The organism is Marilutibacter chinensis, assembly GCF_021725675.1.
Classification (GTDB): domain Bacteria; phylum Pseudomonadota; class Gammaproteobacteria; order Xanthomonadales; family Xanthomonadaceae; genus Marilutibacter; species Marilutibacter chinensis.
This window is the reverse complement of record NZ_JAKJPO010000005.1, coordinates 101,538-123,517: the sequence shown is the minus strand read 5'-3', so window position 1 is coordinate 123,517 and position 21,980 is coordinate 101,538. Positions and strand designations below refer to the sequence as shown.

The window sequence follows — 21,980 nt, the reverse complement described above, 5'->3', positions numbered from 1 at the left end:
GTAGCTCCATCGTGTTCGTCAACACGGCGCAGGACCGTTGCGTGCTTCCGGACAAGCCACTCTGTTCCGGGCGGATTAGGTTATTGCTATTTCTCCTAGATGTGCCACCAGATATAGGGAGGCTCGCCTCCGTGCGTTCGACCAAACCAATTGACGAGCATCCTTGCTTGAGCTTGAGATTCATCCACGCCCTCATCGTTCGCGTCGCTAGCCCGGAGCAAACGACCACCGCTCTCCGTGGAGATTGAGCCGAAGAAGTAGCGCGTATTCACTGCTCCCAACGGTAACTCGATGCAGAACTCGCCGGTTCTAGCGCCGAACCTATGGATGAACTCCAGCTGGGGGTACAAGCGCGAAAGATCGCCAAACGTGAGCTGCCCAAAATGAAACGGCCCCACGTTCTCTAGAGTCGTCTCATAGGCTTCCCCCTCAATCATCACGAAGGCGAACTCGGCAACAACTTCATCCTGAACTTTTAGCTGTAGCTGCGTGTCCGAAAAGCGGTAGAACCAGTAGTTCTCACTCACGTAATGTGGGACACCAAGAAGTTGGCGAACACGCTCCCCCGTAATCCCTGGGGAAAGATGATCGGGAAGATCCTTGGGTGTTTTCCTGTAGGGCGCAAATATCCTATTAGGGTCACGCTCCAAGTCACCCGATACGCGGATTGCCGCAATGCGTTCGCGAGTCAAGGATTCAAGGCGAGTCGCAACCATCAGAGGGCGAATGGTTCCCCCTTCCCAGACCTTTGACTCCCACCGCGATTCCGCGTCCCGCCACCTAATCCAAGCATCTTGTGCCTGCTGAAACGCAGCCGCTTCCTCCGGCGAGTACGTTGCCATTTTCTCGATTACAGTGCTTGCTAATTCGTTGTCGGCTCTGGCGTACATCGCGTAAGCCCGCTCATTCATTTCTGCCTGCGTGATCGCTTCTCCACCCTCCTCCATCAGGTCGGTGGGCTGCTCGCGCAGGTACTCAGCTCGCTCAATGAATAGGTCGCGGTCGCCACAGCCTGCTCGACAGGCTTGCCTAGCAACTGTTGCCGTAAGTTGTTGATGTCCTCAACCGAGACGTTACCGTCGTTCATCGCTCGCTGGAGATCAACAAGCTCTCGAACTCTCTTAATCTCCTCGGACTCGCCAGTCCTCTCAATTCTTCTGCGCCCAAAGTAGCTACCAGCAGCGTATATGCCACCAGCCACTGGAAGAATTAGAAGTTTGAACGTGTTGCTTTCGAGCACCGAGTTAAGCCACGCCCATGCAGCGGCGAGTTTCATGTGCCAACACACCCCTGTGACTATCGTCGACAACATACATGGAGGAACACCGCAGCGCACACTGTAGCGACCCCTGGCCATGTGCATGCGACTTGTACAGAGCGCTTACAAGGCTACCGCGAGGCAGGAAGATGGGCTAGACCGGGAGGCCTAACCCTTTGCCTTTCTGGTTCTGGTGGGGAGAGAGAAGCTCACCGCCACATATTGCCACCGGCGTATCTTTAGTCCATCGTCCTCATCAAACCCCAATCGGATTCGGCGTCTCCACGTCGATCTTATACTCCTTGATCGTGCGGGTGACGTCCTTGGCGCTCATCTTGCCGTCGGCGGCCAGGGCGGCGATCACGGCGTGGGCGATGTGGAAGCGGTCGACCTCGAAGTGGCGGCGCTGGTTGGTGCGGGTGTCGCTGCGGCCGAAGCCGTCGATGCCTGGGACGGTGTAGCGCATCGGCACGAACTCGCGGATGCGTCTTCTTGTGAAACGCAGAACCGCCTAGATCAAACGAGCGCTTGCTCTCGAAAGTCCTTCAAGGATTGGCGTGGCGACGGCATCCGGGAAGTCGTGCGGCAGTTCGCTGGAGACTCTTTCAATGACCCGCTGCGCTTGCTCTGCCACTTCGGCGAGCAATTGTTCACCATCGACACCACAATGCCGGGCCATGGCCTCCCACTGGCGCGGCACGATGTTCCGGATCTGGTAGTGCCGATTCCTGGAGACCACGGCCATGGCCAGCTTGGCATCGTACGGATCGAGTTGGTTGGGGCCTCTTCCCATGATGGGATAGGCAGACAGCACGTCATACAGCGGCGTCAACCGGTAGGCGCCGCCTGCACCCAGAAAGATGCTGAAGTTCTTGGCGTGACCATCGGTTGCAGCCAGTGCCCAGAAGACGATCTGCGCCTTGAAGAAAACGTTTCGATCCCGATCAGCCTGCTCGGAACGCCGCAGCAATTCCATGATGTCCCGCACGCCGGGGCCGCCGTCGACTTCGTACCGGTGGTCCGGGTGGACGCCGAGGGCCTGGCACATATCTTCCTGCGGCAGGCGCAGCCACCAGTCGCCACGCTCGGATCGACGGCGGTCGAAGCGCTCGACGATCAACGCCTTCTGCTCCTCGAACGTCGCGATGCGGGTCCGGGCAACAGGTATGTCAAACGCTTCGACAATACGGCTGCAAAGCCACTCGTTTTCGACTGAAGTGCTGAAATCGGCCTGCATGTTGCCCACTTTGCCAAGGGGCAGCTTGAAAATATGCGTCGTTGGCGTTGAGTTCCGCGGAAGGCACCAGCGGCCTTCGTGCCAAAGCAAGGCGGTTTTTTCCTGTGCGCCTGCGATGGAAATGCGGAAATCACCCCGCTCTGCCGCCCCAGGCGTCCTCGTTACGGGAACGTCGCGCAACACCTGGGCGACCTCCGCATCCGTCAGCGGTTCCGCGTCGATCTGCTCCAACCCTTCCGGCTGCCGTCCGACCGGAAGCAGCTGCACGGCTCCGACACAATCCCGGCCAATCTCTGCCAGTAGATCGAAGGCGGCTGTCGATCGGGCACCGGTCCGCTGGCGGAGCCGACGCCGGATGTCAGCGCTGTCAGGCAGGAGGTTCTCGAAAAAGTACTCGACGGCAGTTCCCCGGTGAACACCGCCTTCCGGGAGCAGCGGCAGCGACAACGACAGCGGACGCGCATGTGGCGCAACCAGCCAATCGGCAGCATAGGTCAATGTCTGGGCCCCGCTGCGTCGCTCCTCCCAGAGGCCGACCTGCTCGCCATTGATCCAGACGGCAAGCGCGCTGGTTGATGAGGCTGCCATCGGTCTACCACTCCACCGGCGCAGATCGCGACCTGCTGCCTTCCTGCTGGGAGCGGGGCTGCAAAACGATATCCACGTTCAACGCGCCAAGAAATCGCATCAGTCGGTCGAACGTCGCCTTTTCCGGATGCCGCTCCAATGCACTGATGGCCTGATGAGTCACACCCAGCTTTGCGGCGACCTGCGCCTGGGAGAGATCGGCCTGGGCCCGCAATGCTTTGAGCAATGGGGCAAGTTGGCGTGGATGTTGGATGAGGTACTTCATGCCGTTCCACCTCGAATCAAGCGAATTTCAAGAAATAGATTGAACTCTGCGAGTTCAACTTAAACCTTGAATCTCGAAAAATCAATCTGTAGATTGAATTATACAAATTCAACCTATACGTTGATTTTCAACATGTCCGATGCAGAAGGCGCAAACGCAGAAGGGCGACCCCAAGGTCGCCCTTCCCAGTGCTTTGTCGAGCGTCCTCAAACCCCAATCGGATTCGGCTTCTCCACGTCGATCCTGTACTCCTTGATCGCGCGGGTGACGTCCTTGGCGGTCATCTTGCCGTCGGCGGCCAGCGCGGCGATCGCGGCGTGGGCGATGTGGAAGCGGTCGACCTCGAAGTGGCGGCGCAGGTTGGCGCGGGTGTCGCTGCGGCCGAAGCCGTCGGTGCCCAGCACGGTGTAGCGCATCGGCACGTATTCGCGGATCTGGTCGGCGAAGGCGCGGACGTAGTCGGTGGCGGCGATGGCCGGGCCCTGGCGGCCGTCCAGCAGCTCGGTCACATACGGTTTGCGCGGGGTCTTGGCCTCAGGGTTGAGGCGGTTCCAGCGTTCGGCGTCGACGCCGTCGCGGCGCAGCTCGTTGAAGCTGGGGCAGGACCAGATGTCGGCGGTCACGCCGAAGTCCTTGTCGAGCAGTTCGGCGGCGGCGATCGCCTCGCGCAGGATGGTGCCGCTGCCCAGCAGTTGCACGCGCAGCTCGCTCTTCTTCGGCTTGCCGGCGTCCTTGAGCAGGTACATGCCCTTGATGATGCCCTCGGCGCTGCCCTCGGGCATGTCCGGGTGGCTGTAGTTCTCGTTCATCAGGGTGATGTAGTAGTACTCGTCCTGCTGCTCGGCGAGCATGCGCTGCATGCCGTGCTGGACGATCACGGTGACCTCGTAGCCGAAGGTCGGGTCGTAACTGCGGCAGTTCGGGATCGCGCCGGCGAGCAGGTGGCTATGGCCGTCCTCGTGCTGCAGGCCCTCGCCGTTGAGGGTGGTGCGGCCGGCGGTGGCGCCGAGCAGGAAGCCGCGCGCGCGCATGTCGGCGGCCTGCCAGGCGGAGTCGCCGATGCGCTGGAAGCCGAACATCGAATAGAAGATGTAGAACGGCAGCATCTGCAAATCGTTGGTGCTGTAGCTGGTGGCCGCGGCCATCCAGCTGGAGAACGCGCCCGCCTCGGTGATGCCCTCCTCCAGCACCTGGCCGGCGGCGTCCTCGCGGTAGTACATCAGCTGGTCGCGGTCGACCGGCTTGTACTTCTGGCCCTGCGGGGCGTAGATGCCGAGCTGGCGGAACAGGCCTTCCATGCCGAAGGTGCGCGCCTCGTCGGCGACGATCGGCACGCAGCGCGGGCCGACCTGTTTGTCGCGCAGGGTGATGTTGAGGGTCTGCACGAAGGCCATCGTGGTGCTGATCTCGCGATCGCCGGTGGACTTGAGCAGGCGCTCGTAGGTTTCGAGCTTCGGCACTTCCAGCGACTGGCTGGCCTTGCGCCGGCGCTGCGGCAGGAAGCCGCCCAGCGCCTTGCGGCGCTCGAGCATGTACTGCACTTCCTCGGAGTCCTTGCCCGGGTGGAAGAACGGCACCTGGCCGTCGGCGAGCTGCTTGTCGGTGACCGGGATGTTGAAGCGGTCGCGGAACGCGCGGACCGCCTCGTCGTCGAGCTTCTTGGTCTGGTGGGTGGGGTTCAGCGATTCGCCGGCCGCGCCCATGCCGTAGCCCTTGACCGTCTTGGCCAGGATCACGGTCGGCATACCCTTCATCTTGGTCGCCGCGTCGTAGGCCGCGTAGACCTTGTGCGGGTCGTGGCCGCCGCGGTTCAGACGCCAGATGTCGTCGTCGGACAGGTTGGCGACCAGGCGCTCGGTCTCCGGGTACTTGCCGAAGAAATGCTCGCGGGTATACGCGCCGCCGAAGGCCTTGCAGTTCTGGTACTCGCCGTCGACGGTCTCCATCATCAGCTGGCGCAGCTTGCCGGAGGTGTCGCGCGCCAGCAGCGGATCCCAGTAGCTGCCCCAGACGGTCTTGATCACGTTCCACCCGGCGCCGCGGAACTGGCCTTCCAGTTCCTGGATGATCTTGCCGTTGCCGCGCACCGGGCCGTCCAGGCGCTGCAGGTTGCAGTTGATCACGAACACCAGGTTGTCCAGGCCCTCGCGGCCGGCGACCGAGATCGCGCCCAGGCTCTCGGGCTCGTCGCACTCGCCGTCGCCCATGAAGCACCAGACCTTGCGGTCGGACTTCGGCAGCAGGCCGCGGCCTTCCAGGTATTTCCAGTTGCGCGCCTGGTAGATCGACGCGATCGGACCCAGGCCCATCGACACGGTCGGCAGCTGCCAGTAATCGGGCATCAGCCACGGGTGCGGGTAGGAGCTGATGCCGCGGCCGTCGACCTCCATGCGGAAGTGGTCGAGCTGCGATTCGCTGATGCGACCTTCGAGGAAGGAACGCGCGTAGATGCCGGGCGAGCTGTGGCCCTGCACGCCGATCAGGTCGCCGGGGTGGTCGCCTTCTGGGCCGCGCCAGAAATGGTTGAAGCCGACGTCGTAGAGGGTCGCCGCGGAGGCGAAGCTGGCGATGTGGCCGCCCAGGTCGCCGGGCTTGCGGTTGGCGCGCACGACCATCGCCATCGCGTTCCAGCGGATCAGCGAGCGGATCCGCCATTCCATGGTCTGGTCGCCCGGGGTCTTGGGCTCCAGGTGCGGCGGGATCGTGTTGATGTACTCGGTGGTCGGCGAGAACGGCAGGTGGGCGCCGGCGCGGCGGGTGACCTCGACCATGCCCTGCAGCAGCTGGTGGGCGCGCTCGGCGCCGTCGCGGGCGATGACGGCCTGGACCGACTCGACCCATTCCTGGGTCTCGGCCGGGTCCGGGTCGTTGTGCAGCAGATCGGCGAACGGGCTCTCGTAGGTCTGGGTCATGCGCTTCGCGGCCCCATGGCCGCGCCTCGTGGTTCAAGGGGGAATTAGAGCTCCGATTCTAGCAGCCGGACCGCGCCGTTCCGATGTCGCCCCGGCGGCCGCCGGCTCCGCCTTTGGTCGCTGGTATGCGATGTCCACGGCCATTGCATACCAGCGCGTGGGGTTGCCGCACATGGCGCGCCGCCACGCACCGCCCGCTCGCCCGCGCCGGCCGGCTGCCGTTCGGCCGGCGCTCTGCCGCCTGCCTCACGCACGCGTGGCGCCGCGGCAGCGACAATGCGCGCATGAATGCCTGCCGACGCGCCCTGCGCCGCCCTTCTCCTTCTCCGTCGCCGTGGTGGCTGCTGGTCGCGCTGTTCCTCGCGCTGCCGGCCGCCGCGCAGCAGGACGACGATGCCGCCACCCTCGACACGGTGCAGGTGCTGGGCCCGCCGCGGCCGCTGCAGGCGTTCCCAGGCGCGGTGGACACGGTGGACGGCGCGACGCTGCGCGCGGGCCAGCGGCAGGTGTCGCTGGCAGAGACGCTGGTGCGGGTGCCGGGCATCGGCGTGCTCGACCGGCAGAACTACGCGCAGGACCTGCAGATCCAGAGCCGCGGCTTCGGCGCCCGCTCCACCTTCGGCATCCGCGGGATCCGGCTTGTGGTGGACGGCATCCCGTCCTCGGCGCTGGACGGCCAGGGCCAGGCGGCGAACTTCCCGCTGGGCGCGCTGGACCGGGTGCAGGTGCTGCGCGGGCCGCTGGCGCTGCAGTACGGCAACGCGGCCGGCGGCGCGATCGTCGCCGAGACCGCGCTCGACGGGCCGGGCGGACCGCGCGTCGAGGGTTGGCTGGGCGGGCATGGCAGCCATCGACTGCAGGCCGGCTACGAGCAGGCGGATGCGGATTCGCCGTGGCGCTGGCAGGCGCTGGGCAGCCACTTCGCCACCGATGGCGAGCGTCCGCACAGCGCGGCCGAACGCGCGCAGCTGGACGCGGTCGCGCAATGGGCGCCGGACGAACGCCGCCGGCTGCGGCTGGCCGCCGGCGCGCTGCGCCAGCCCGACACCGAGGATCCGCTGGGGCTGACCCGCGCGCAGTGGCGCGAAGATCCGCACGGCACCGCGCCGAACGCGCTGGCGTTCGACACCCGCAAGCGGATCGACAACGCGCAGCTCGGCGCGCGCTGGGAGCACGACTACGCGCCAGGGCGCAGCTACTGGATCGGCGCGCACGCGGTCGGCCGCGACGTGCTGCAGTACCTGGCGGTGCCGGCGTTCGCGCAGCAGGCGCCGACCAGCGCCGGCGGAGTGATCGACGTCGGCCGGCGCTCGGCCGGGCTGGAGGCGGGCCACCGCTGGGAAGGCGCACGCGGCGGGCTGTCGATCGGCATGGACGCGGGCCGGTTGGATGAGGACCGCCGCGGCTACGAGAACTTCGTCGGCGACCGCCTCGGCGTGCGCGGGCGGCTGCGCCGCGACGAGGACAACACCCTGCGCAACGTCGACGCCTACGCGCTGGGCGACTGGACGTGGGGCGAAGCGTGGAGCGCGCTGGCCGGCGTGCGCCGGAGCCGGTTGCGCTTCTCCTCGCACGACCGTTACCTGGCCAACGGCGACGACGGCGGCCGGCTGACGTTCGAGGAGACCGCGGCGTCGCTGGGGGTGGCGCGGGCGTTCGGCTGGGGCGAGGCGTTCGCCAGCGTCGGCCGCGGCTTCGAGACGCCGACCGTCACCGAGCTGTCGTACCGCTCCGACGGCGGCGCCGGCTTCAACCGCGAGCTGCGCGCGACGCGCTACGACAGCGGCGAGATCGGCGCGCGCTGGCGGCGGGCGGACGGCCATGCCAGCGTGACGCTGTACCGCATCGACGGCCGCGACGAGATCGTGCCGGCGCACAACCAGGGTGGCCGGACCAGCTACGCCAATGCCGGACGCACCCGCCGCGAGGGCATCGAAGCCGGTTTCGAGGGGCGGTTCGGCGAACGCTGGTCGTACGCGGTTGCCGCCAACTGGCTGCATGCGCGCTTCGTGTCGCCGTACGCGTACCGGGTGGCCAGCGGCGGCGTGCCGGTGCGGCGCGAGGTCGCCGCCGGCAACCGGGTGCCGGGCGTGCCGCGTGCGCACGGCTATGCCGAGCTGGCCTGGCACGGCGCCGGCGACCGCCTCGGCGCGGCGCTGGAGCTGCGCGCCAGCGACCGGATCGCGGTCAACGACCTCAACGACGACCACGCGCCGGGCTACGCACTGCTGGCGTTGCGGCTGCAATGGCGCGCGCCAGCTTCGGGCTGGCACGGCTTCGCGCGGGTGGACAACCTGTTCGACCGCGACCATGCCGGTTCGGTGATCGTCAACGAGGGCAACGGACGCTACTTCGAGCCCGGCGCCGGTCGCGGATTCACCGTCGGCATCGGCTGGAGCGGCGGCCGCTGAGCCCCGCCGCCATCGGGCGACCGGCCCGGCCCCGGCCATGGCGGGGTGTGTGGCGCGGCCGGCACCGCAGGCCGTTCGATCAGCCCGATGCGATAGCCGTCGGGACAGGCGATGAAGACGATGACCTCGGGATGCGCGCGCTGCGGCGATGCGTGCGTCATCGGAGCGGCCGGCCGGAAGACGCGGCCGCCGGCGCGGCCATGAGCCGGCTCAGTTCTCCGGGCAGGCGAAGCGCCTCCACTCGCGGCCATCGTAGCGCAGCACGCAGTCGTCGCCGACGGTCCAAAGCGCCTGCTCGCACGCGTCCAGGGCCAGGAAAGCCAGCGGTCCCGCCACCGGCACGGCCGTCTCGCGGAGCTTGCGGCCGTCGAACTCGAGCAGGCGGTCGACGGCGGCGACGTAGAGCCGGCCGTCGAACTCCGCCAGGTCCTCCAGCACGTCCGCGCACACGGACCGGTCGCCGACTTCGACCCAGCCACCGCGGCGGTCGCCGCGCAACAGCACGCCGCCGGCACCGCCGGCGTAGACGTGCCCGTCGGCGGCGCAGCGGACGCAGTACAGCGGCAGGTCCGTGCCCGACGGCTGCGGCGTCCAGCGCCGGCCATCCCAGTGCAGGATCGCGCCGCCGTCACCGACCGCGTAGATCTCATCGCCACCGAAGCCGTCGATCGCGTTGAGACACGCGGTAACCGCGTCGTCCAGCGGCTGGACGATCCCCTGGTCGATGCGCTGCCAGTCGCTCCCCTGTCCGCGCAACACCTGGTTCTGGGTGCCGCAGGCATGGAGCACGCCGTCGATCTCTCGCAGGTCCATCAGCCAGGGGCGGGCCGGCAACCGGGTGTCCCTGAACTCGCCGCCGGAGGGCCGCTCCGCCAGCAATCCACCACGGCCGAGGAAGCAGAACACCGCCCGCCCGTCGCGGGACGGCGGTCGGCGCACGCTGGCGTAGACGACGTCGGGCAGGTCGCGCAGGTGGAACCACTCGCCGTCGTCCACGAACATCGTCCGGGTAACGCTGGGCTCGTCCCGCTCCAGGTAGAGGTGGCCGCACAGGATCGCGCTGTTGGCGTCCAGCGCGATCCCCCCGGTGAAGTACAGGGCGGTGTTGCGTTTTCGGGGCATCGCGATTCCTTGCGTTCCGGGGACAGGGGATCGTCCTGGCGTCGGCCGGCGGGACCGGTACGGCGCCGGGCACGGAGTACGGCGCATCCCTGACCCGGCGACATCGTGCCGGCCGGCGGATGCGCCGCGCCGTCAGCTGTCCTTGCGCCCCGCCCGGATCTGCGCGTCGACCGCGGCGATGGCGGTCATGTTGACCACCCGGCGCGAGGTCGAGTTCGGGGTCAGGATGTGCGCCGGCTTGTCCAGGCCCATCAGGATCGGGCCCAGCGCGACGCCCTCGGTCATCATCCGGATCATGTTGTAGGTGATGTTGGCCGCGTCCAGGTTCGGCATCACGAACAGGTTGGGCCGGCCCTTGAGGGTGGTGTTCGGGAAGATGCGATGGCGCAGCTCGTCGTCCCAGGCGGTGTCGGCCATCATCTCGCCGTCGACCTCCAGCTTCGGCATGCGCCGGGCGAGGATCTCGCGGACCTTGCGCATCTTCGCCGCCGACGGGTTGTCGTGGCTGCCGAAGTTGGAATGCGACAGCAGCGCGACCTTGGGCTCGACGCCGAACAGCTTCAGCCGGTAGGTCGCCTGCAGGGTCGCCTCGGCGATCTGCTCGGCCGGCGGGTCGACCTGGACATGGGTGTCGAGGAAGAACCAGACGCCCTTGTCGTTGATCACCCCGGTCATCGCCGCGGTGCCGGTGACGCCGCGGTCGAAGTCGAACACGCTGCGCAGGTAGCCGAGCTTCTTGTGGAAGCGCCCGACCAGGCCGCAGATCATCGCGTCGGCCTCGCCGCGCTCGACCATCAGCGCGGCGATCAGGGTCGGCCGCGAACGCAGCAGGTTCTTGGCCGCGGCCGGGGTCACGCCGCGACGCTCGGTCAGCGCGTGGTACTGCTGCCAGTAGTCGTTGAAGCGCGGATCGTCGTTGATGTTGGTCAGCTCGTAGTCGGCGCCTTCGCGCATGCGCAGGCCGAGCCGCTCGATGCGCGCGTGGATGACCTCGGGACGGCCGATCAGGATCGGGTAGGCCAGGCGCTCGTCGATCACCGTCTGCACGGCGCGCAGCACGGTTTCCTCCTCGCCCTCGGCGTAGACCACGCGCTTGCGGTCGCTGCGGGCGCGGTCGTAGACCGGCTTCATCACCAGGCCGGTGCGGTGGATGAACTGGCCGAGCTGCTCGACGTAGGCCTCGACGTCCTCCAGCGGGCGGGTCGCGACGCCGGACTTCATCGCCGCCAGCGCGACCGCCGGGGCCAGCATCACCAGCAGGCGCGGGTCGAACGGGCGCGGGATCAGGTAGTCCGGCCCGAACGTCGGCACGTCGCCGCCGTAGGCGCTGCCGAGATCGCCGGCCTCCATCCGCGCCAGCCGCGCGATCGCGCGCACGCAGGCGAGCTTCATGTCCTCGTTGATCACCGTAGCGCCGACGTCGAGCGCGCCGCGGAAGATGTACGGGAAGCACAGTGCGTTGTTGACCTGGTTCGGGTAGTCCGAACGGCCGGTCGCGATGATGCAGTCCGGGCGGACCGTCTTCGCGTCTTCCGGCAGGATCTCCGGGTACGGGTTGGCGAGCGCGAGGATGATCGGCTTGTCCGCCATCGTCGCGACCATCTCCGGCTTGAGGATGCCGCCGGCGGACAGGCCCAGGAACAGGTCGGCGCCCTCGACGATCTCGGCCAGGCTGCGCTTGCCGGTGTCGCTGGCGTAGCGGGCCTTGTCCGGGTCCAGGTTCGGGCGGCCGCTGTAGATCACGCCCTCGCGGTCGTACGCGGTGATGTGCTCCTTCTTCACCCCCAGCGCGACCAGCATGTCCAGGCAGGCGATGCCGGCGGCACCGGCGCCGGTGGTCGCGACCTTGATGTCCTCGATGTTCTTGCCGGCGACTTCCAGCGCGTTGAGCACGGCCGCGCCGACGATGATCGCGGTGCCGTGCTGATCGTCGTGGAACACCGGGATCTTCATCCGCTCGCGCAGCTTGCGCTCGACGATGAAGCATTCCGGCGCCTTGATGTCTTCCAGGTTGATGCCGCCGAAGGTCGGCTCCAGGCTGGCGATGATGTCGACCAGCTTGTCCGGATCGCGCTCGTCGACCTCGATGTCGAACACGTCGATGCCGGCGAACTTCTGGAACAGCACGCCCTTGCCTTCCATCACCGGCTTGCCGGCGAGCGCGCCGATGTCGCCCAGGCCGAGCACCGCGGTGCCGTTGCTGACCACCGCGACCAGGTTGCCGCGGGCGGTGTAGTCGCGGGCGGTGTTGGGGTCGGCGGCGATCGCCTCGCAGGCGTAGGCGACGCCCGGCGAGTACGCCAGGGCGAGGTCGCGCTGGGTGACCATCGGCTTGGTCGCGGTGACCTTGATCTTGCCCGGCGGGCTGAGGCGGTGGTAGTCGAGCGCGGCTTGCTTGAAGGCGTCGTTGTCGGACATCAGGGCGTGATGTGATTTCGCTGGCGGGCTGGTGATTCTACCGGCGATATCCCCAACGGGCAGTGAGGGCGGCTGCATACGGGAGCGTGCGGACGGAACCGATCGCGGGGCCGCCCCCTCCCCGCCCGGGGCCGGGGCCGGGGCTCCTACAGCTGCAGCGGCTCGCTGCCGCCGGCGATCGCGTCCAGGCGGATGCGGTTGGCGAACAGCGAGAACGCCAGCATCCCGGCCAGCCCGTTCGCACGGGTGATCCAGTGCGGCATCCAACGCGCGGGTTCGAGCACCCCGTCGGCGAACAGCGGCTCGAAGCGCTGGACGTCGGCGAGGGTCATCTTGCCGGCGAACAGCCAGCGGCACAGCTGCAGTTTCTGCTCGCGCAGCGCCCAGCGGAAGAAGGTGTGCACCGAGACCAGCCCGCGCAGGTAGACGGTGTCCTTGGTGAACGCCGCGCCGCCGGTCACCGGCACCCCGCGGAACACCCGCTGGGCCGAGGCGAAGCTCTCCTCGGCGGCCTGGCCGGCGTCGAGGAAATAGCGGAACACCTCGATGAAGTCGGCGCCGCCCAGGGCCATGTCGACCGCCTCGATGCGCAGGCTGATCCGCTTCATCCGGCCAATGTCGATGCTGCCGGTGATCTGCTCGGCGAAGGTCGCCAGCCCCTCCTGGGTCTCGGTGCTGCGCGGCGACGACAGCCCCAGGCTCGGCAGCACCGGCTGTTCGCGGCCGTTGAGCGCGGTCAGCGAGTGGACGAAGGCCTCGTGCTGCAGGAGCTGGTCGCGGTCGTAGTCGCTGAAGGCGGCGTTGCTGCGCAGGCGGATGCGGGTGGCGCCGGCGGCGGCCTTGGAGATCAGCTCGGGATCGAGCTCGACCTCGATCACCCGCTCGCCGAAGAAGTTGTCCAGCTCGCGCTGCAACTGCAGCTGCAACGCGGTCGCCGACACGGTGATGTGCTCGGCCGGCGCCATCAGCTCGCGGTCGAGTTCATCGGCGATCGAGATGAAATGGCGGGCGGCCTCGCGCGCGCTCGGGCCGTCGCCGGGCAGGGCCTCGTCGGGACGGCCGAACAAGCGCACCGAATGCTGCGTCACCGCGGGTGTGCCCAGCGATTCCAACAATTGCGCCGCGGTCGCCCAGCTGCGGGCGGACTCGCGCAGGTACTGGCCGAGCGGATGGTCGGGATCGGCGGCGGCGGCGATCGCCTCCAGCTCGGTGCGGACCTCGCCGAAGTCGTGACGCGGGTATTCGATCCGCGGCAACGCCAGGCGGCCGGCGGCGCAGGCGTCGAGGAAGCACCGCTCCTGCCCGGCCGGCCAGCTGGTCAGGGTCAGCAGGCGGATCCCGCGCGCGGCACGGACCATCCGCGCATCGAGTGCGGCGTGGTGGGCGATCGCGGGATCGGCGGTCGTCGTCCCTTGCATCCGGCCATGCTACCCGTTGCCGGCGTTGCCGTACCGCTCTGCCGCCCCCGCCGGCGCTCCGGGCAGGAGCGACGCGGCGATCCGGCAGTGATGGAATAATCCGGCCCTCGACGCAGGCGCCTGCGAGCAGCGTCCGTCAGACACTCCACAGCCAGGAACCCCCATGAACGAAACCGGGACCGACAAGTCCGCCGTACGGGGCGACAGCCGCCTGTTCGAGATCGTGATCGGCATCGGCGTGCTGGTGATCTCGATGGTTTCGGTCTTCGTCGCGGTCAACGCCAACCGCACCCAGGAGCGCATCCTAGCCGCCAGCGTCTGGCCCTCGCTGATGTTCGGCACCAGCAATGCTTCGCTGGACGGAGCCCGCCAGGTCACCCTCGACCTGCTCAACCGTGGCACCGGCCCGGCGCGCGTGCGCTGGGCCGAGGTCCTCTACAAGGATGCGCCGGTCCGCGACTCCGGCACGCTGCTGTCGCTGTGCTGCGGTGTGCCGGCAAACGCCGGGGACGATCCGCGGCTGCTCGCCAGCGGCATCCAGCGGCGCGTGATCGCGCCCGGGGAGTGGATCAACCTGCTCCGCGTGCCCCGCCCCGAACCGGTGACGCCGGTCTGGGAAGCCCTCGACCGCGAACGTCACCACGTCCGGCTGCGCGCCTGTTACTGCTCGGTGCTCGACGAATGCTGGCTGCTGGACAGCGACCGCGACGATCCCGAGCCGGTCAGGCAATGCCCCCGCACCCCCGGAGTGCTCTGGGGCGGCTGAGCCAGGGACGCGACGCCAGCAAGGCTCTGGACAGCTTGGCATCGCCCGATGCCGTTCATAGCGGATTTATTGGCGCGGCTTGGCGGGCAGGTATTGCTGCTTGTCCCCGCTACGTTTCCCGTTCCGGTCCACGTTCACGCAGATGCGGCCGTCGCAAAGGGTGGCATCGGAGGCATAAAACGCCTGCACGACCGGCACCGCATTCTCGTAGCGCGCGAGCTCGTCCTGGGTCTGGGCGAGCTCGCGGCGGTAGTAACCCAACACACCCCAGCCGATCGCAAAGAACAGCACGGCCAGCATCACCAGGCCGCCGTACCAGGTCCACACAGTCCTACTGGCACCACGCAGTTGGGCCGAGGTGCCGGCGACGGCACGGCCATACTCCGATGCCACCGGACCCATTGCCACCTTGGCTTCCTCGGTGATTCGGGCCTGGGCACCGTTGACGATGCCGCTGATCCGCTGGTGCAGCTGGTCCACTTCGCTCTCGAGCTTCTGCAGCTTCTGGTCGACCGCAGCCTGCATCCGCGCCTCGCGCTGCTCGAACTTGGCGACCAGGGCCGTCAGCAGCCGGGCGACTTCCTTCATCGGATCTCCGCCGTCCATGCATCCTCCAATGATTATCCGAGGGAGAGGGCAGGCCCCTGGTGCTGATGGGCTTGGCGCTCCTGCTCCTGTTGCCGCTCCTGCTCGGCGAGCATTCTATGGCCCTCCTGGATCATCGCCTGGACCTCCGGCGACTGCTCGACCTCGGCGGCAATCCGGGAGATGGCCTCCTCGTCATCGGCAAACAGTGCGGCAGCCAATCGGTCGAGTTGAGGGTCGCCAGTGCTGAATGCCTGAGGATCGTGCTCGGCCGATGGCGTAACAGGGGCAGAGGGTTGAGCACGCCCGGGCTCATTGTAGTCGGGCTCATCAGTCGCTCGACCTGACGGCGAATCTGCCCAATGCGCTGGTGGATTTGTCCAGTGCAAGCCGCGATCGGCCGTCATTTCGTATTCGAAGCCCCTGGTACTGTGGAGAGTTACAGTGCCTTCTCCATCTAGCTCGATACGTGCCATTTCGAGTCGGGCTTGCTGGTTGATCCCAGTGATGACCACCGGCCGGAAATGCGAATCGGGGTCGTCAATGGCTGCGAGGACTTGGCTTCCTGCAACCGGGTTGCGCATCATCCCATCGAATAACTGGGCCGTAGGATTGTTATTGAAGTCCTGAGTCAGGCTGACATTGCCGTTTGTATGGATCTCTTCTCGCCACGCTCGCCCTAAGTGTTCCTCGTTCATTTCCAGCGCGTTGAATAAACGAATCCCATGCAAAGCATTGTCTCGCCCCGATATGATTGCTGTCTGAGCGCTCTCCCTCAAACCATTTATACCGTGCGTCCCGATCCACGTCCGCGTTTCATCTGACGTCAACTCGTTCTCTTGAAGATGCGCAAGCAGTCGGCCACCTCTAACTTCATTTTGGTTGTAAAGCTTGCTCGTCATTGCCACTATTTCGGCAGCTTGCTGAGGGTCGTTTTCAGCCAGTCGCTGCATCCATTCTATTTGAGATAGCGGCTCTCCCACGCGCTCCCATTTTCGTTCGATTTGAGCTTGACTTAGCTCGTCTACGAATGTTCGGCCTTGATCCGAGCGAAGGTAGTCTTCGAGCTTCGTTTTTTCGTCGACCGACAAGTCATTTCCTACTTGTCCGCGTGTTTTGAGCCGGCCTGATAACGACGCCAGCTCCAGGTCTGCGAACCGATCATCAGGCTGCGCCCACGCCTGATAGCCACTCAGCAGATCGTCAACCTTGTCCCCACGTCCCGGCTGTCCAAAGTCCCACTGGATTGCACCAACAGACCATCCTGAATTGCCCGTGCTGTGGGTAAGAGCATATGCAGGATAGGTGTTGATCTCACTCGCGCGTCCGATTGCGTTGTAGGCAATGGCTTCGAACGTTGATCGGTCGAGGGGGTTGTAAGTGCAGTTTTCTGTCATGACGCCGCTCCTTAGCTTTTCAGTTCAATCGCCAACTCTTCCAGCTGTTGAATTCGATCGTTTGTCATGTCAAGCCGACATGCTTCTGTAATGTCGCCCGCTTCCGAACGGCTCATCCCGTCGATGAATGGCTCAAGCTGACATCGGGCATCCCGATGCGCCTCCCACGCGGCAGACTCTTCTTCCAAATAGCTGACCAGATCACTTACGTACGCTTCATCGCTTTCTGCATAAGAGGCATACTTCAGCTTTGAGATTGACACGATCTCTGCATTCAACTCTTTTATTCGTTGGCTCGCCGCATACATTTCCTGGTAGGGACGGCAGGTCAATGGACTTACGCGCTCGCACTCTGCCATATTCTGCTCAGTCATTTGTGCGAAACAGCGCTCGCGATCATCGATTTTTCCTATCGCGAAGCAATTTTGATCCTGATCCGACGGAGAGGCATCAGCCTGTTGCGCTGCACGTGTTGTGCTGCATGCAGACAAAGCGACAAACAGCAATGTGGCGAAGCGCAGCTGCCGGCGGCCAGTACCCACGACGATGTCCATTCGATGCTCCTGCTGGGGAAATAGGCTACAGATTGATTTCGGAAGGGCCTGGATATTTGTCAAGAAGATCGGCTCTTTGCACCAACCTTATCAGCTCGTTCAGCACAACTTGAGCATTTTCTACCTGCCCCCGCCGTACAACATTGCCTCAAGTGACTCATCCTTTGAGCGTGAATTCAACCATGCATACTGCGCGTTGATTAATTGCGCACGCATCTTGCCGTCAAGCATGCGAAGCAACTCCTGATATAGATCATTAAGCCGCTTGTCCTGGCAGACTTTCTCCTGCGAGATGCATTGCATGCTTTCCAAGGTGACGTAAGCGCCCCTTTTCAAGCAGGAGTATTATTCCTCGGAAATGCCTGCCGGCATCCCCATTCTTGCCATTCGATCATCATCGAAATTTTCAAGAGAAGCATCTTCGAGCCCCATCTCGTCTTCACCGCCATCCTGCGAAGAGGCTGCTTCGGTCTCTATTGGTGCCATCCCCTCCGAGGTATCAGGCTCGGCCTGGACTTCGGATCCGCATGCCGAGGCCAGAAGCATCATTGCCAAAGCGACGACGTTCAGACTTCGCATCATCCATGTTCCCTACGAGGCGTAGACGTTGGAGGCATTCTTGCGTGCTTTCCGTGAGCTACGTGTTGGGGTGGCAGTGTCGGCGCCCGCCGAGGCCAGGACCACTGGGTTACCTGATGGCGCGGCCCATTGCCAGTGACAATGACAGATTACCGCGACATTCGACGGCGGCGGATAGGAACAGTGTTCGATATAGATGGGAAGTCTCCCACCCGGCGCTGGTCAGGCAATACCCGCAGCACACCCGGCGTGCTGTGGGGCCACTGAGTCCCACTCACGGCAGGCGCTACCGCTTGCCGTACTTGTCGTCCAGCCGCTTGTTCAGCGCCTTGCTCTGCACCCGCGCCTGCGATTTCTGGGCGAGGCGGTCGGCGAGCTTGTCGGCGGCGCCGGCGACCTCGTCGCGCAGCTTGAGGTAGTTGGCGAAGCGCTGCGGATCGAGCGTGCCGGCCTCGATCGCCGCGCGCACCGCGCAGCCGGGTTCGCGGGCGTGCGCGCAGTCGCGGAAACGGCACTGCCCGGCGAGCGCCTCGATGTCGGCGAAGCTCTCGCCGACGTCCTCCTCGCCGGTCGGCTTGAGCTCGCGCATGCCCGGGGTGTCGATCAGGCAGGCGCCGGACGGCAGCGGGATCAGCGCACGGTGGGTGGTGGTGTGGCGACCGCGCGAGTCGCTCTCGCGGACCTCGCCGGTCTTCATCCGTTCGATCCCGAGCAGGCTGTTGGTCAGGGTCGACTTGCCGGCGCCGGAGCTGCCGACCAGCACCGCGGTCCGCCCGGGTCTCAGCCACGGCGCGAGCGCGGCGACGCTGTCGCGGTCGCGTGCGTTGACCGCGCAAACCGCCAGCGATTCGTCGCCGAGCGCGCGCAGGGCCTCGACCGCATCGGCGACCGCGCCCGGCGTTGCCGCCTCGGCCAGGTCGGCCTTGGTCAGCACGATCACCGGTTCGATCGCCGGCTGCTCCCCGGCGTCGCCGGCACCGCGCACCAGCAGCAGGTAGCGCTCGATCCGGCGCGGATTGAAATCGTCATCCAGGCCGCTGACGACGAATACGGTGTCGACATTCGCCGCGATCAGCTGCTGGCGGTAGTGCTCGCCGGCGGCACCGCGCTTGATCGCACTCCAGCGCGGCAGCAGCGCGACGATCCGCGCCGAGCCGCCCTCGCCCTCGACCAGCACCCAGTCGCCGACCGCAGGACGCTCTTCCGGGGCCGTCTCGCCCTTGCGGTATTGCGCGGGCCGCGTCCATTCGGGCAACGACTCGGCCGGATAGCTGTTGGGAGACGAGCCGCTGTTGGGAGCCGAGTCACCGGTGTCCGGCGACTCGGCGACCAGGTAGCCGCTGCGGTGCTGCTCGACGATCCGTGCCGGCCGTGCGTGCGGATGCGCGTCGATCAGGTCGGCCCAGCCGGGCGGGAAGGCGTCGGCCGGCACGCCGGCCGGATCGGCACGGCGGCCGTTCACGGGCCAGCCGATCGACTGCAGGTCGGCAACGGAGGAGGTCAAGAGCGGCGGCTGTCGGATCGCATGGCCGGATTCTATCCGTGCCGGGCATCGCCGCGGTCGCGGATGCGGCGCCCGGAGCATCGGGGCCGCCGCTGGACACGGCCCGGCATTCGGATAGTCTGGCGGACAATTCGCGCTCCGCGCGCCCTCCGCCCCTGCCGTCCCCACGCCGATGTCGCCCTCAAGCTCGAAAACCAGCCTCAAGACCCGCGAACGCCTGTCCGAAGTCCGTTACGAGATCCGCGGCGAGCTGGCCCGGCGCGCACGCGAGCTGGAGGCCCAGGGCCGCAGCCTGATCAAGCTCAATATCGGCAACCCGGGCGCCTTCGGGTTCCGCGCGCCGGCGCATCTGCAGCGCGCGATCGTCGATGGCATCGACCAGACCGATCCCTACACCCACCAGCAGGGCCTGCCGGCCGCGCGCGAGGCGGTGGCCGCGCACTACAAGGCGCGCGGCACCCCGAACGCGACCCCGGAGCGGGTATTCCTCGGCAACGGGGTCAGCGAGCTGATCGACCTGTCGCTGCGCGCCCTGCTCAACCCCGGCGACGAGGTGCTGCTGCCCTCGCCCGACTACCCGCTGTGGTCGGCGGCGACGATCCTCAACGACGGCCGCCCGGTCTACTACCGCTGCCTGCCGGAGAACGGCTTCCTGCCCGATCCGGACGAGATCGAGGCGCTGGTATCGAGCCGCACCCGCGCGCTCGTGCTGATCAACCCGAACAATCCGACCGGCGCCAACTATCCGCGCGAACTGATCGAACGGATCGTCGCGATCGCCGCACGCCACAACCTGCTGCTGCTGTGCGACGAGATCTACGATTCGATCCTGTACGACGGCGCGGTATTCCAGCCGGTCGCGCCGCTCGCCGGCGAGGTGCCTTGCCTGTCGTTCGGCGGGCTGAGCAAGGTCCACCGCGCCTGCGGCTGGCGGGTCGGCTGGGCGGTGCTGTCCGGCGATCCGCTGGCGATCGGCGAATTCCATCATGCGATGGACCTGCTCGGTGCGCTGCGGCTGTGCGCGAACGTGCCCGGCCAGTTCGCGGTCGAGGCGGCGCTGCACGGCGACAACACCATCGACGCGCTGTGCGCACCCGGCGGCCGCCTGTACGAGGCGCGCCGCGCGGTGGTCGAGAGCGTCGCCGCCAGCCGCCACCTGGAGCTGGTCGCCCCCGCCGGCGCGCTGTACGCGTTCCCGGCGGTCACCGGCGCCGCGCTGGAGGGCGGCTTCGACGATCACCGTTTCGCGCTGGAGCTGCTGGAGACCGAGAACGTACTGGTGGTGCCCGGCAGCAGCTTCAACGTCCCCTACCGCAACCACTTCCGGGTGACCCTGCTGCCGCAGCCCGACGAGCTGCGCGAGGTGTTCCGCCGGATCGAACGGGTGCTCGACCGCAGGGTCGGGCGCGACGCCGGCGATGGAACCGTCCGTGCGGCGCTGGGCTGAACGACGCCGGCCTGTCCGAACGCTGCCGCATGCGCCGCAGGTGTTGCGGCTGGCCGCCCTCCTGCTGTCGACGATGGCGATGCTGTCGGCCTGCGCCGCCGGCAGCCACCGCAAGGAACCGACGATGACGACCTATCTCGCCCTCGGCGACAGCTACACGATCGGCGAGGCCGTTCCCGAAGCCGGCCGCTGGCCCGAACAGCTGGCCGCGGCCCTGCGCCGCGAAGGCGTCGCGCTGGCCGCACCGCGGATCATCGCCACCACCGGCTGGACCACCGACGAGCTGGCCGCGGCGATGGACGCGGCCGAACCGCTCGGCGAGTGGGGCTTCGTCAGCCTGCTGATCGGCGTCAACAACCAGTACCGCGGGCGCAACCTCGACAACTACCGCAGCGAGTTCGATGCGCTGCTGGTGCGCGCGATCGGCCATGCCGGCGGCCGTCCCGACCGGGTCATGGTGCTGTCGATCCCGGACTGGGGAGTGACCCCGTTCGGCGAGAAGGACGACCGCGGCGTGGACGTGATCGGCCGCGAGATCGACGCGTTCAATGCCGCCGCACGCGAGCTGTGCGCCGCGCGCGGGATCGCCTTCGTCGATATCACCCCGGTCTCGCGCGAGCGCGGCGCCGAGGCGGTGATGGTCGCCGCGGACGGCCTGCACCCGTCCGCGGCGATGTACGCCGAATGGGCCCGTGTCGCGCTGCCGGTCGCACGCGAGCTGCTGACGAGGTGATCCGGGCGGCATGAGCGACGGAGCGCGCCCGCTGCCATCCGCGACCGCGCGCGCGATCGCCGGCGCCTACCGGCCCGAACGCCCCCTGGGCAACTACTGGGACTACTTCTACGTTCGCGCCAAGCTGACCAGCGATCCGCTCTATCCGGGCGTGGTCGACGCCCTGCGCGGCACCGACGCGCCATTGCTCGATCTCGGTTGCGGGCTCGGCCTGCTGGCCCATGCCCTGCGCGATGCCGGCCTGGAGCTGGCCTACCGCGGCGTCGACAACGATGCAGGCAAGGTCGCCCGCGCTACGCGTGCGGCCAGCCGTGCGGGACTCGGCGATGCCGGTTTCGCCTGCGTCGACCTCGCCCGCGGGCTGCCCGTCCACCATGGCAGCGTCGCCATGCTCGACGTGCTGCAGTTCGTGCCGCGCGAAGCCCACGCCGGCATCCTCGATGCCGCGGTCGCGATGCTGACGCCCGGCGCCAGACTGGTGATACGCACCGGTTTCGACGACGGCGGCCGCCGGGCCCGGGTGACCCGCGTGGTCGACGTGTTCTCGCGCGTCCTCGGCTGGATGAACACCGCGCCGCGGCACTACCCGGAGCGCGACGCGCTGTGCGCGCGCCTCGCCAATGCAGGCCTGCAGGTCGAAGTCGCATCACTGTCCGGAGACACCCCGTTCAACAACTGGCGGGTGGTCGCACATGCGCCCTAGAGGCGCATGCGCGACTCGCCCAAAGTTTGCTGCGCAAACCTTGGGCCCCGACGGGCATGCTCCCACACTCCCATTCGCGCCTG

Annotated in this window: 19 protein-coding genes and 1 pseudogene; 5 read left to right on the top strand and 15 right to left on the bottom strand. The window is 66.9% G+C overall.

Annotation, left to right across the window (positions count from 1 at the left end):
• Positions 1 to 95: 95 nt before the first annotated feature.
• From L3V18_RS10490 to aceE, 6 genes and pseudogenes are all read right to left on the bottom strand, one after another.
• Positions 96 to 947: a lysozyme inhibitor LprI family protein gene (locus L3V18_RS10490; RefSeq protein ID WP_237054641.1), complete on the bottom strand. Its 852-nt coding sequence runs from the start codon at positions 945 to 947 to the stop codon at positions 96 to 98.
• Positions 947 to 1,276, bottom strand: a complete 330-nt coding sequence (locus L3V18_RS10485; protein ID WP_237054640.1) for a hypothetical protein — start codon at positions 1,274 to 1,276, stop codon at positions 947 to 949. The genes L3V18_RS10490 and L3V18_RS10485 overlap by 1 nt, the downstream gene beginning before the upstream one ends.
• Before the next feature lie 238 nt (positions 1,277 to 1,514).
• A pseudogene (locus L3V18_RS10480) lies at positions 1,515 to 1,745 on the bottom strand (hypothetical protein); the annotation flags it as partial.
• A 24-nt stretch (positions 1,746 to 1,769) separates the two neighbouring features.
• Positions 1,770 to 3,083 (bottom strand): type II toxin-antitoxin system HipA family toxin, encoded by a 1,314-nt coding sequence (locus L3V18_RS10475; protein ID WP_237054639.1) that lies wholly within the window; start codon positions 3,081 to 3,083, stop codon positions 1,770 to 1,772.
• Between the two features lie 4 nt (positions 3,084 to 3,087).
• The gene (locus L3V18_RS10470) at positions 3,088 to 3,348 is read right to left on the bottom strand and encodes a helix-turn-helix domain-containing protein (RefSeq protein ID WP_237054638.1); all 261 of its coding nucleotides are present in this window, start codon (positions 3,346 to 3,348) and stop codon (positions 3,088 to 3,090) included.
• 206 nt (positions 3,349 to 3,554) lie between these two features.
• Positions 3,555 to 6,260: a pyruvate dehydrogenase (acetyl-transferring), homodimeric type gene (aceE, locus tag L3V18_RS10465; RefSeq protein ID WP_237054637.1), complete on the bottom strand. Its 2,706-nt coding sequence runs from the start codon at positions 6,258 to 6,260 to the stop codon at positions 3,555 to 3,557.
• A gap of 284 nt (positions 6,261 to 6,544) precedes the next feature.
• On the opposite strand from aceE, the gene L3V18_RS10460 reads away from it, so the two are divergent.
• On the top strand, positions 6,545 to 8,671 hold the full coding sequence (locus L3V18_RS10460; RefSeq protein WP_237054636.1) for a TonB-dependent receptor family protein: 2,127 nt from the start codon (positions 6,545 to 6,547) through the stop codon (positions 8,669 to 8,671).
• A gap of 210 nt (positions 8,672 to 8,881) precedes the next feature.
• Here L3V18_RS10460 and L3V18_RS10455 read toward each other — a convergent pair whose 3' ends face one another.
• The 3 genes from L3V18_RS10455 to L3V18_RS10445 form a co-directional block, all read right to left on the bottom strand.
• Positions 8,882 to 9,793 carry a WD40/YVTN/BNR-like repeat-containing protein gene (locus L3V18_RS10455; protein ID WP_237054635.1) on the bottom strand — a complete coding sequence of 304 codons (912 nt, stop codon included), beginning with the start codon at positions 9,791 to 9,793 and terminating at the stop codon, positions 8,882 to 8,884.
• 132 nt (positions 9,794 to 9,925) lie between these two features.
• Positions 9,926 to 12,211 carry an NADP-dependent malic enzyme gene (locus L3V18_RS10450; protein ID WP_237054634.1) on the bottom strand — a complete coding sequence of 762 codons (2,286 nt, stop codon included), beginning with the start codon at positions 12,209 to 12,211 and terminating at the stop codon, positions 9,926 to 9,928.
• A gap of 146 nt (positions 12,212 to 12,357) precedes the next feature.
• A complete protein-coding gene (locus tag L3V18_RS10445; RefSeq protein ID WP_237054633.1) occupies positions 12,358 to 13,629 on the bottom strand; it encodes a flavohemoglobin expression-modulating QEGLA motif protein in 1,272 nt (423 codons plus the stop codon).
• A gap of 163 nt (positions 13,630 to 13,792) precedes the next feature.
• Between L3V18_RS10445 and L3V18_RS10440 the strand changes: the two genes are divergently transcribed.
• Entirely contained in the window at positions 13,793 to 14,395 is a 603-nt protein-coding gene (locus L3V18_RS10440; RefSeq protein WP_237054631.1) for a hypothetical protein, read from the top strand.
• Positions 14,396 to 14,461: 66 nt separating this feature from the next.
• On the opposite strand, the gene L3V18_RS10435 is transcribed toward L3V18_RS10440, so the two are convergent.
• The 6 genes from L3V18_RS10435 to rsgA all read right to left on the bottom strand — a co-directional run bounded on the left by L3V18_RS10435 (position 14,462) and on the right by rsgA (position 19,014).
• On the bottom strand, positions 14,462 to 14,983 hold the full coding sequence (locus L3V18_RS10435; protein WP_237054630.1) for a hypothetical protein: 522 nt from the start codon (positions 14,981 to 14,983) through the stop codon (positions 14,462 to 14,464).
• Between the two features lie 32 nt (positions 14,984 to 15,015).
• Positions 15,016 to 16,377 (bottom strand): hypothetical protein, encoded by a 1,362-nt coding sequence (locus L3V18_RS10430; protein WP_237054629.1) that lies wholly within the window; start codon positions 16,375 to 16,377, stop codon positions 15,016 to 15,018.
• Between the two features lie 11 nt (positions 16,378 to 16,388).
• Complete coding sequence (locus tag L3V18_RS10425; RefSeq protein ID WP_237054628.1) at positions 16,389 to 16,931, bottom strand: lysozyme inhibitor LprI family protein; 543 nt, start codon at positions 16,929 to 16,931, stop codon at positions 16,389 to 16,391.
• A 120-nt stretch (positions 16,932 to 17,051) separates the two neighbouring features.
• Entirely contained in the window at positions 17,052 to 17,243 is a 192-nt protein-coding gene (locus tag L3V18_RS19445) for a lysozyme inhibitor LprI family protein (protein ID WP_425493511.1), read from the bottom strand.
• Between the two features lie 33 nt (positions 17,244 to 17,276).
• The gene (locus tag L3V18_RS10420) at positions 17,277 to 17,513 is read right to left on the bottom strand and encodes a hypothetical protein (RefSeq protein ID WP_237054627.1); all 237 of its coding nucleotides are present in this window, start codon (positions 17,511 to 17,513) and stop codon (positions 17,277 to 17,279) included.
• A gap of 283 nt (positions 17,514 to 17,796) precedes the next feature.
• Positions 17,797 to 19,014, bottom strand: a complete 1,218-nt coding sequence (rsgA, locus tag L3V18_RS10415; protein ID WP_255783922.1) for a ribosome small subunit-dependent GTPase A — start codon at positions 19,012 to 19,014, stop codon at positions 17,797 to 17,799.
• 172 nt (positions 19,015 to 19,186) lie between these two features.
• Here rsgA and L3V18_RS10410 point away from each other — a divergent pair, with 172 nt between their 5' ends.
• The 3 genes from L3V18_RS10410 (at position 19,187) to L3V18_RS10400 (ending at position 21,897) form a co-directional block, all read left to right on the top strand.
• Positions 19,187 to 20,461 carry an aminotransferase class I/II-fold pyridoxal phosphate-dependent enzyme gene (locus L3V18_RS10410; RefSeq protein WP_237054626.1) on the top strand — a complete coding sequence of 425 codons (1,275 nt, stop codon included), beginning with the start codon at positions 19,187 to 19,189 and terminating at the stop codon, positions 20,459 to 20,461.
• Positions 20,462 to 20,585: 124 nt separating this feature from the next.
• Positions 20,586 to 21,194, top strand: a complete 609-nt coding sequence (locus tag L3V18_RS10405) for an SGNH/GDSL hydrolase family protein (protein ID WP_237054869.1) — start codon at positions 20,586 to 20,588, stop codon at positions 21,192 to 21,194.
• A gap of 10 nt (positions 21,195 to 21,204) precedes the next feature.
• Entirely contained in the window at positions 21,205 to 21,897 is a 693-nt protein-coding gene (locus L3V18_RS10400; protein ID WP_237054625.1) for a methyltransferase domain-containing protein, read from the top strand.
• Positions 21,898 to 21,980: the final 83 nt, after the last annotated feature.

Coding starts and splice junctions, on each gene's coding strand:
- L3V18_RS10430 (WP_237054629.1), bottom strand. CDS start 16,377: ATGACAGAAAACTGCACTTACAACCCCCTCGACCGATCAACGTTCGAA.
- L3V18_RS10440 (WP_237054631.1), top strand. CDS start 13,793: ATGAACGAAACCGGGACCGACAAGTCCGCCGTACGGGGCGACAGCCGC.
- L3V18_RS10445 (WP_237054633.1), bottom strand. CDS start 13,629: ATGCAAGGGACGACGACCGCCGATCCCGCGATCGCCCACCACGCCGCA.
- L3V18_RS10475 (WP_237054639.1), bottom strand. CDS start 3,083: ATGGCAGCCTCATCAACCAGCGCGCTTGCCGTCTGGATCAATGGCGAG.
- L3V18_RS10460 (WP_237054636.1), top strand. CDS start 6,545: ATGAATGCCTGCCGACGCGCCCTGCGCCGCCCTTCTCCTTCTCCGTCG.
- L3V18_RS10420 (WP_237054627.1), bottom strand. CDS start 17,513: ATGATGCGAAGTCTGAACGTCGTCGCTTTGGCAATGATGCTTCTGGCC.
- L3V18_RS10470 (WP_237054638.1), bottom strand. CDS start 3,348: ATGAAGTACCTCATCCAACATCCACGCCAACTTGCCCCATTGCTCAAA.
- L3V18_RS10400 (WP_237054625.1), top strand. CDS start 21,205: ATGAGCGACGGAGCGCGCCCGCTGCCATCCGCGACCGCGCGCGCGATC.
- L3V18_RS10490 (WP_237054641.1), bottom strand. CDS start 947: ATGGAGGAGGGTGGAGAAGCGATCACGCAGGCAGAAATGAATGAGCGG.
- L3V18_RS10425 (WP_237054628.1), bottom strand. CDS start 16,931: ATGGACATCGTCGTGGGTACTGGCCGCCGGCAGCTGCGCTTCGCCACA.
- L3V18_RS10435 (WP_237054630.1), bottom strand. CDS start 14,983: ATGAAGGAAGTCGCCCGGCTGCTGACGGCCCTGGTCGCCAAGTTCGAG.
- L3V18_RS10485 (WP_237054640.1), bottom strand. CDS start 1,276: ATGAAACTCGCCGCTGCATGGGCGTGGCTTAACTCGGTGCTCGAAAGC.
- L3V18_RS10455 (WP_237054635.1), bottom strand. CDS start 9,793: ATGCCCCGAAAACGCAACACCGCCCTGTACTTCACCGGGGGGATCGCG.
- aceE (WP_237054637.1), bottom strand. CDS start 6,260: ATGACCCAGACCTACGAGAGCCCGTTCGCCGATCTGCTGCACAACGAC.
- L3V18_RS10450 (WP_237054634.1), bottom strand. CDS start 12,211: ATGTCCGACAACGACGCCTTCAAGCAAGCCGCGCTCGACTACCACCGC.
- L3V18_RS10405 (WP_237054869.1), top strand. CDS start 20,586: ATGACGACCTATCTCGCCCTCGGCGACAGCTACACGATCGGCGAGGCC.
- L3V18_RS10410 (WP_237054626.1), top strand. CDS start 19,187: ATGTCGCCCTCAAGCTCGAAAACCAGCCTCAAGACCCGCGAACGCCTG.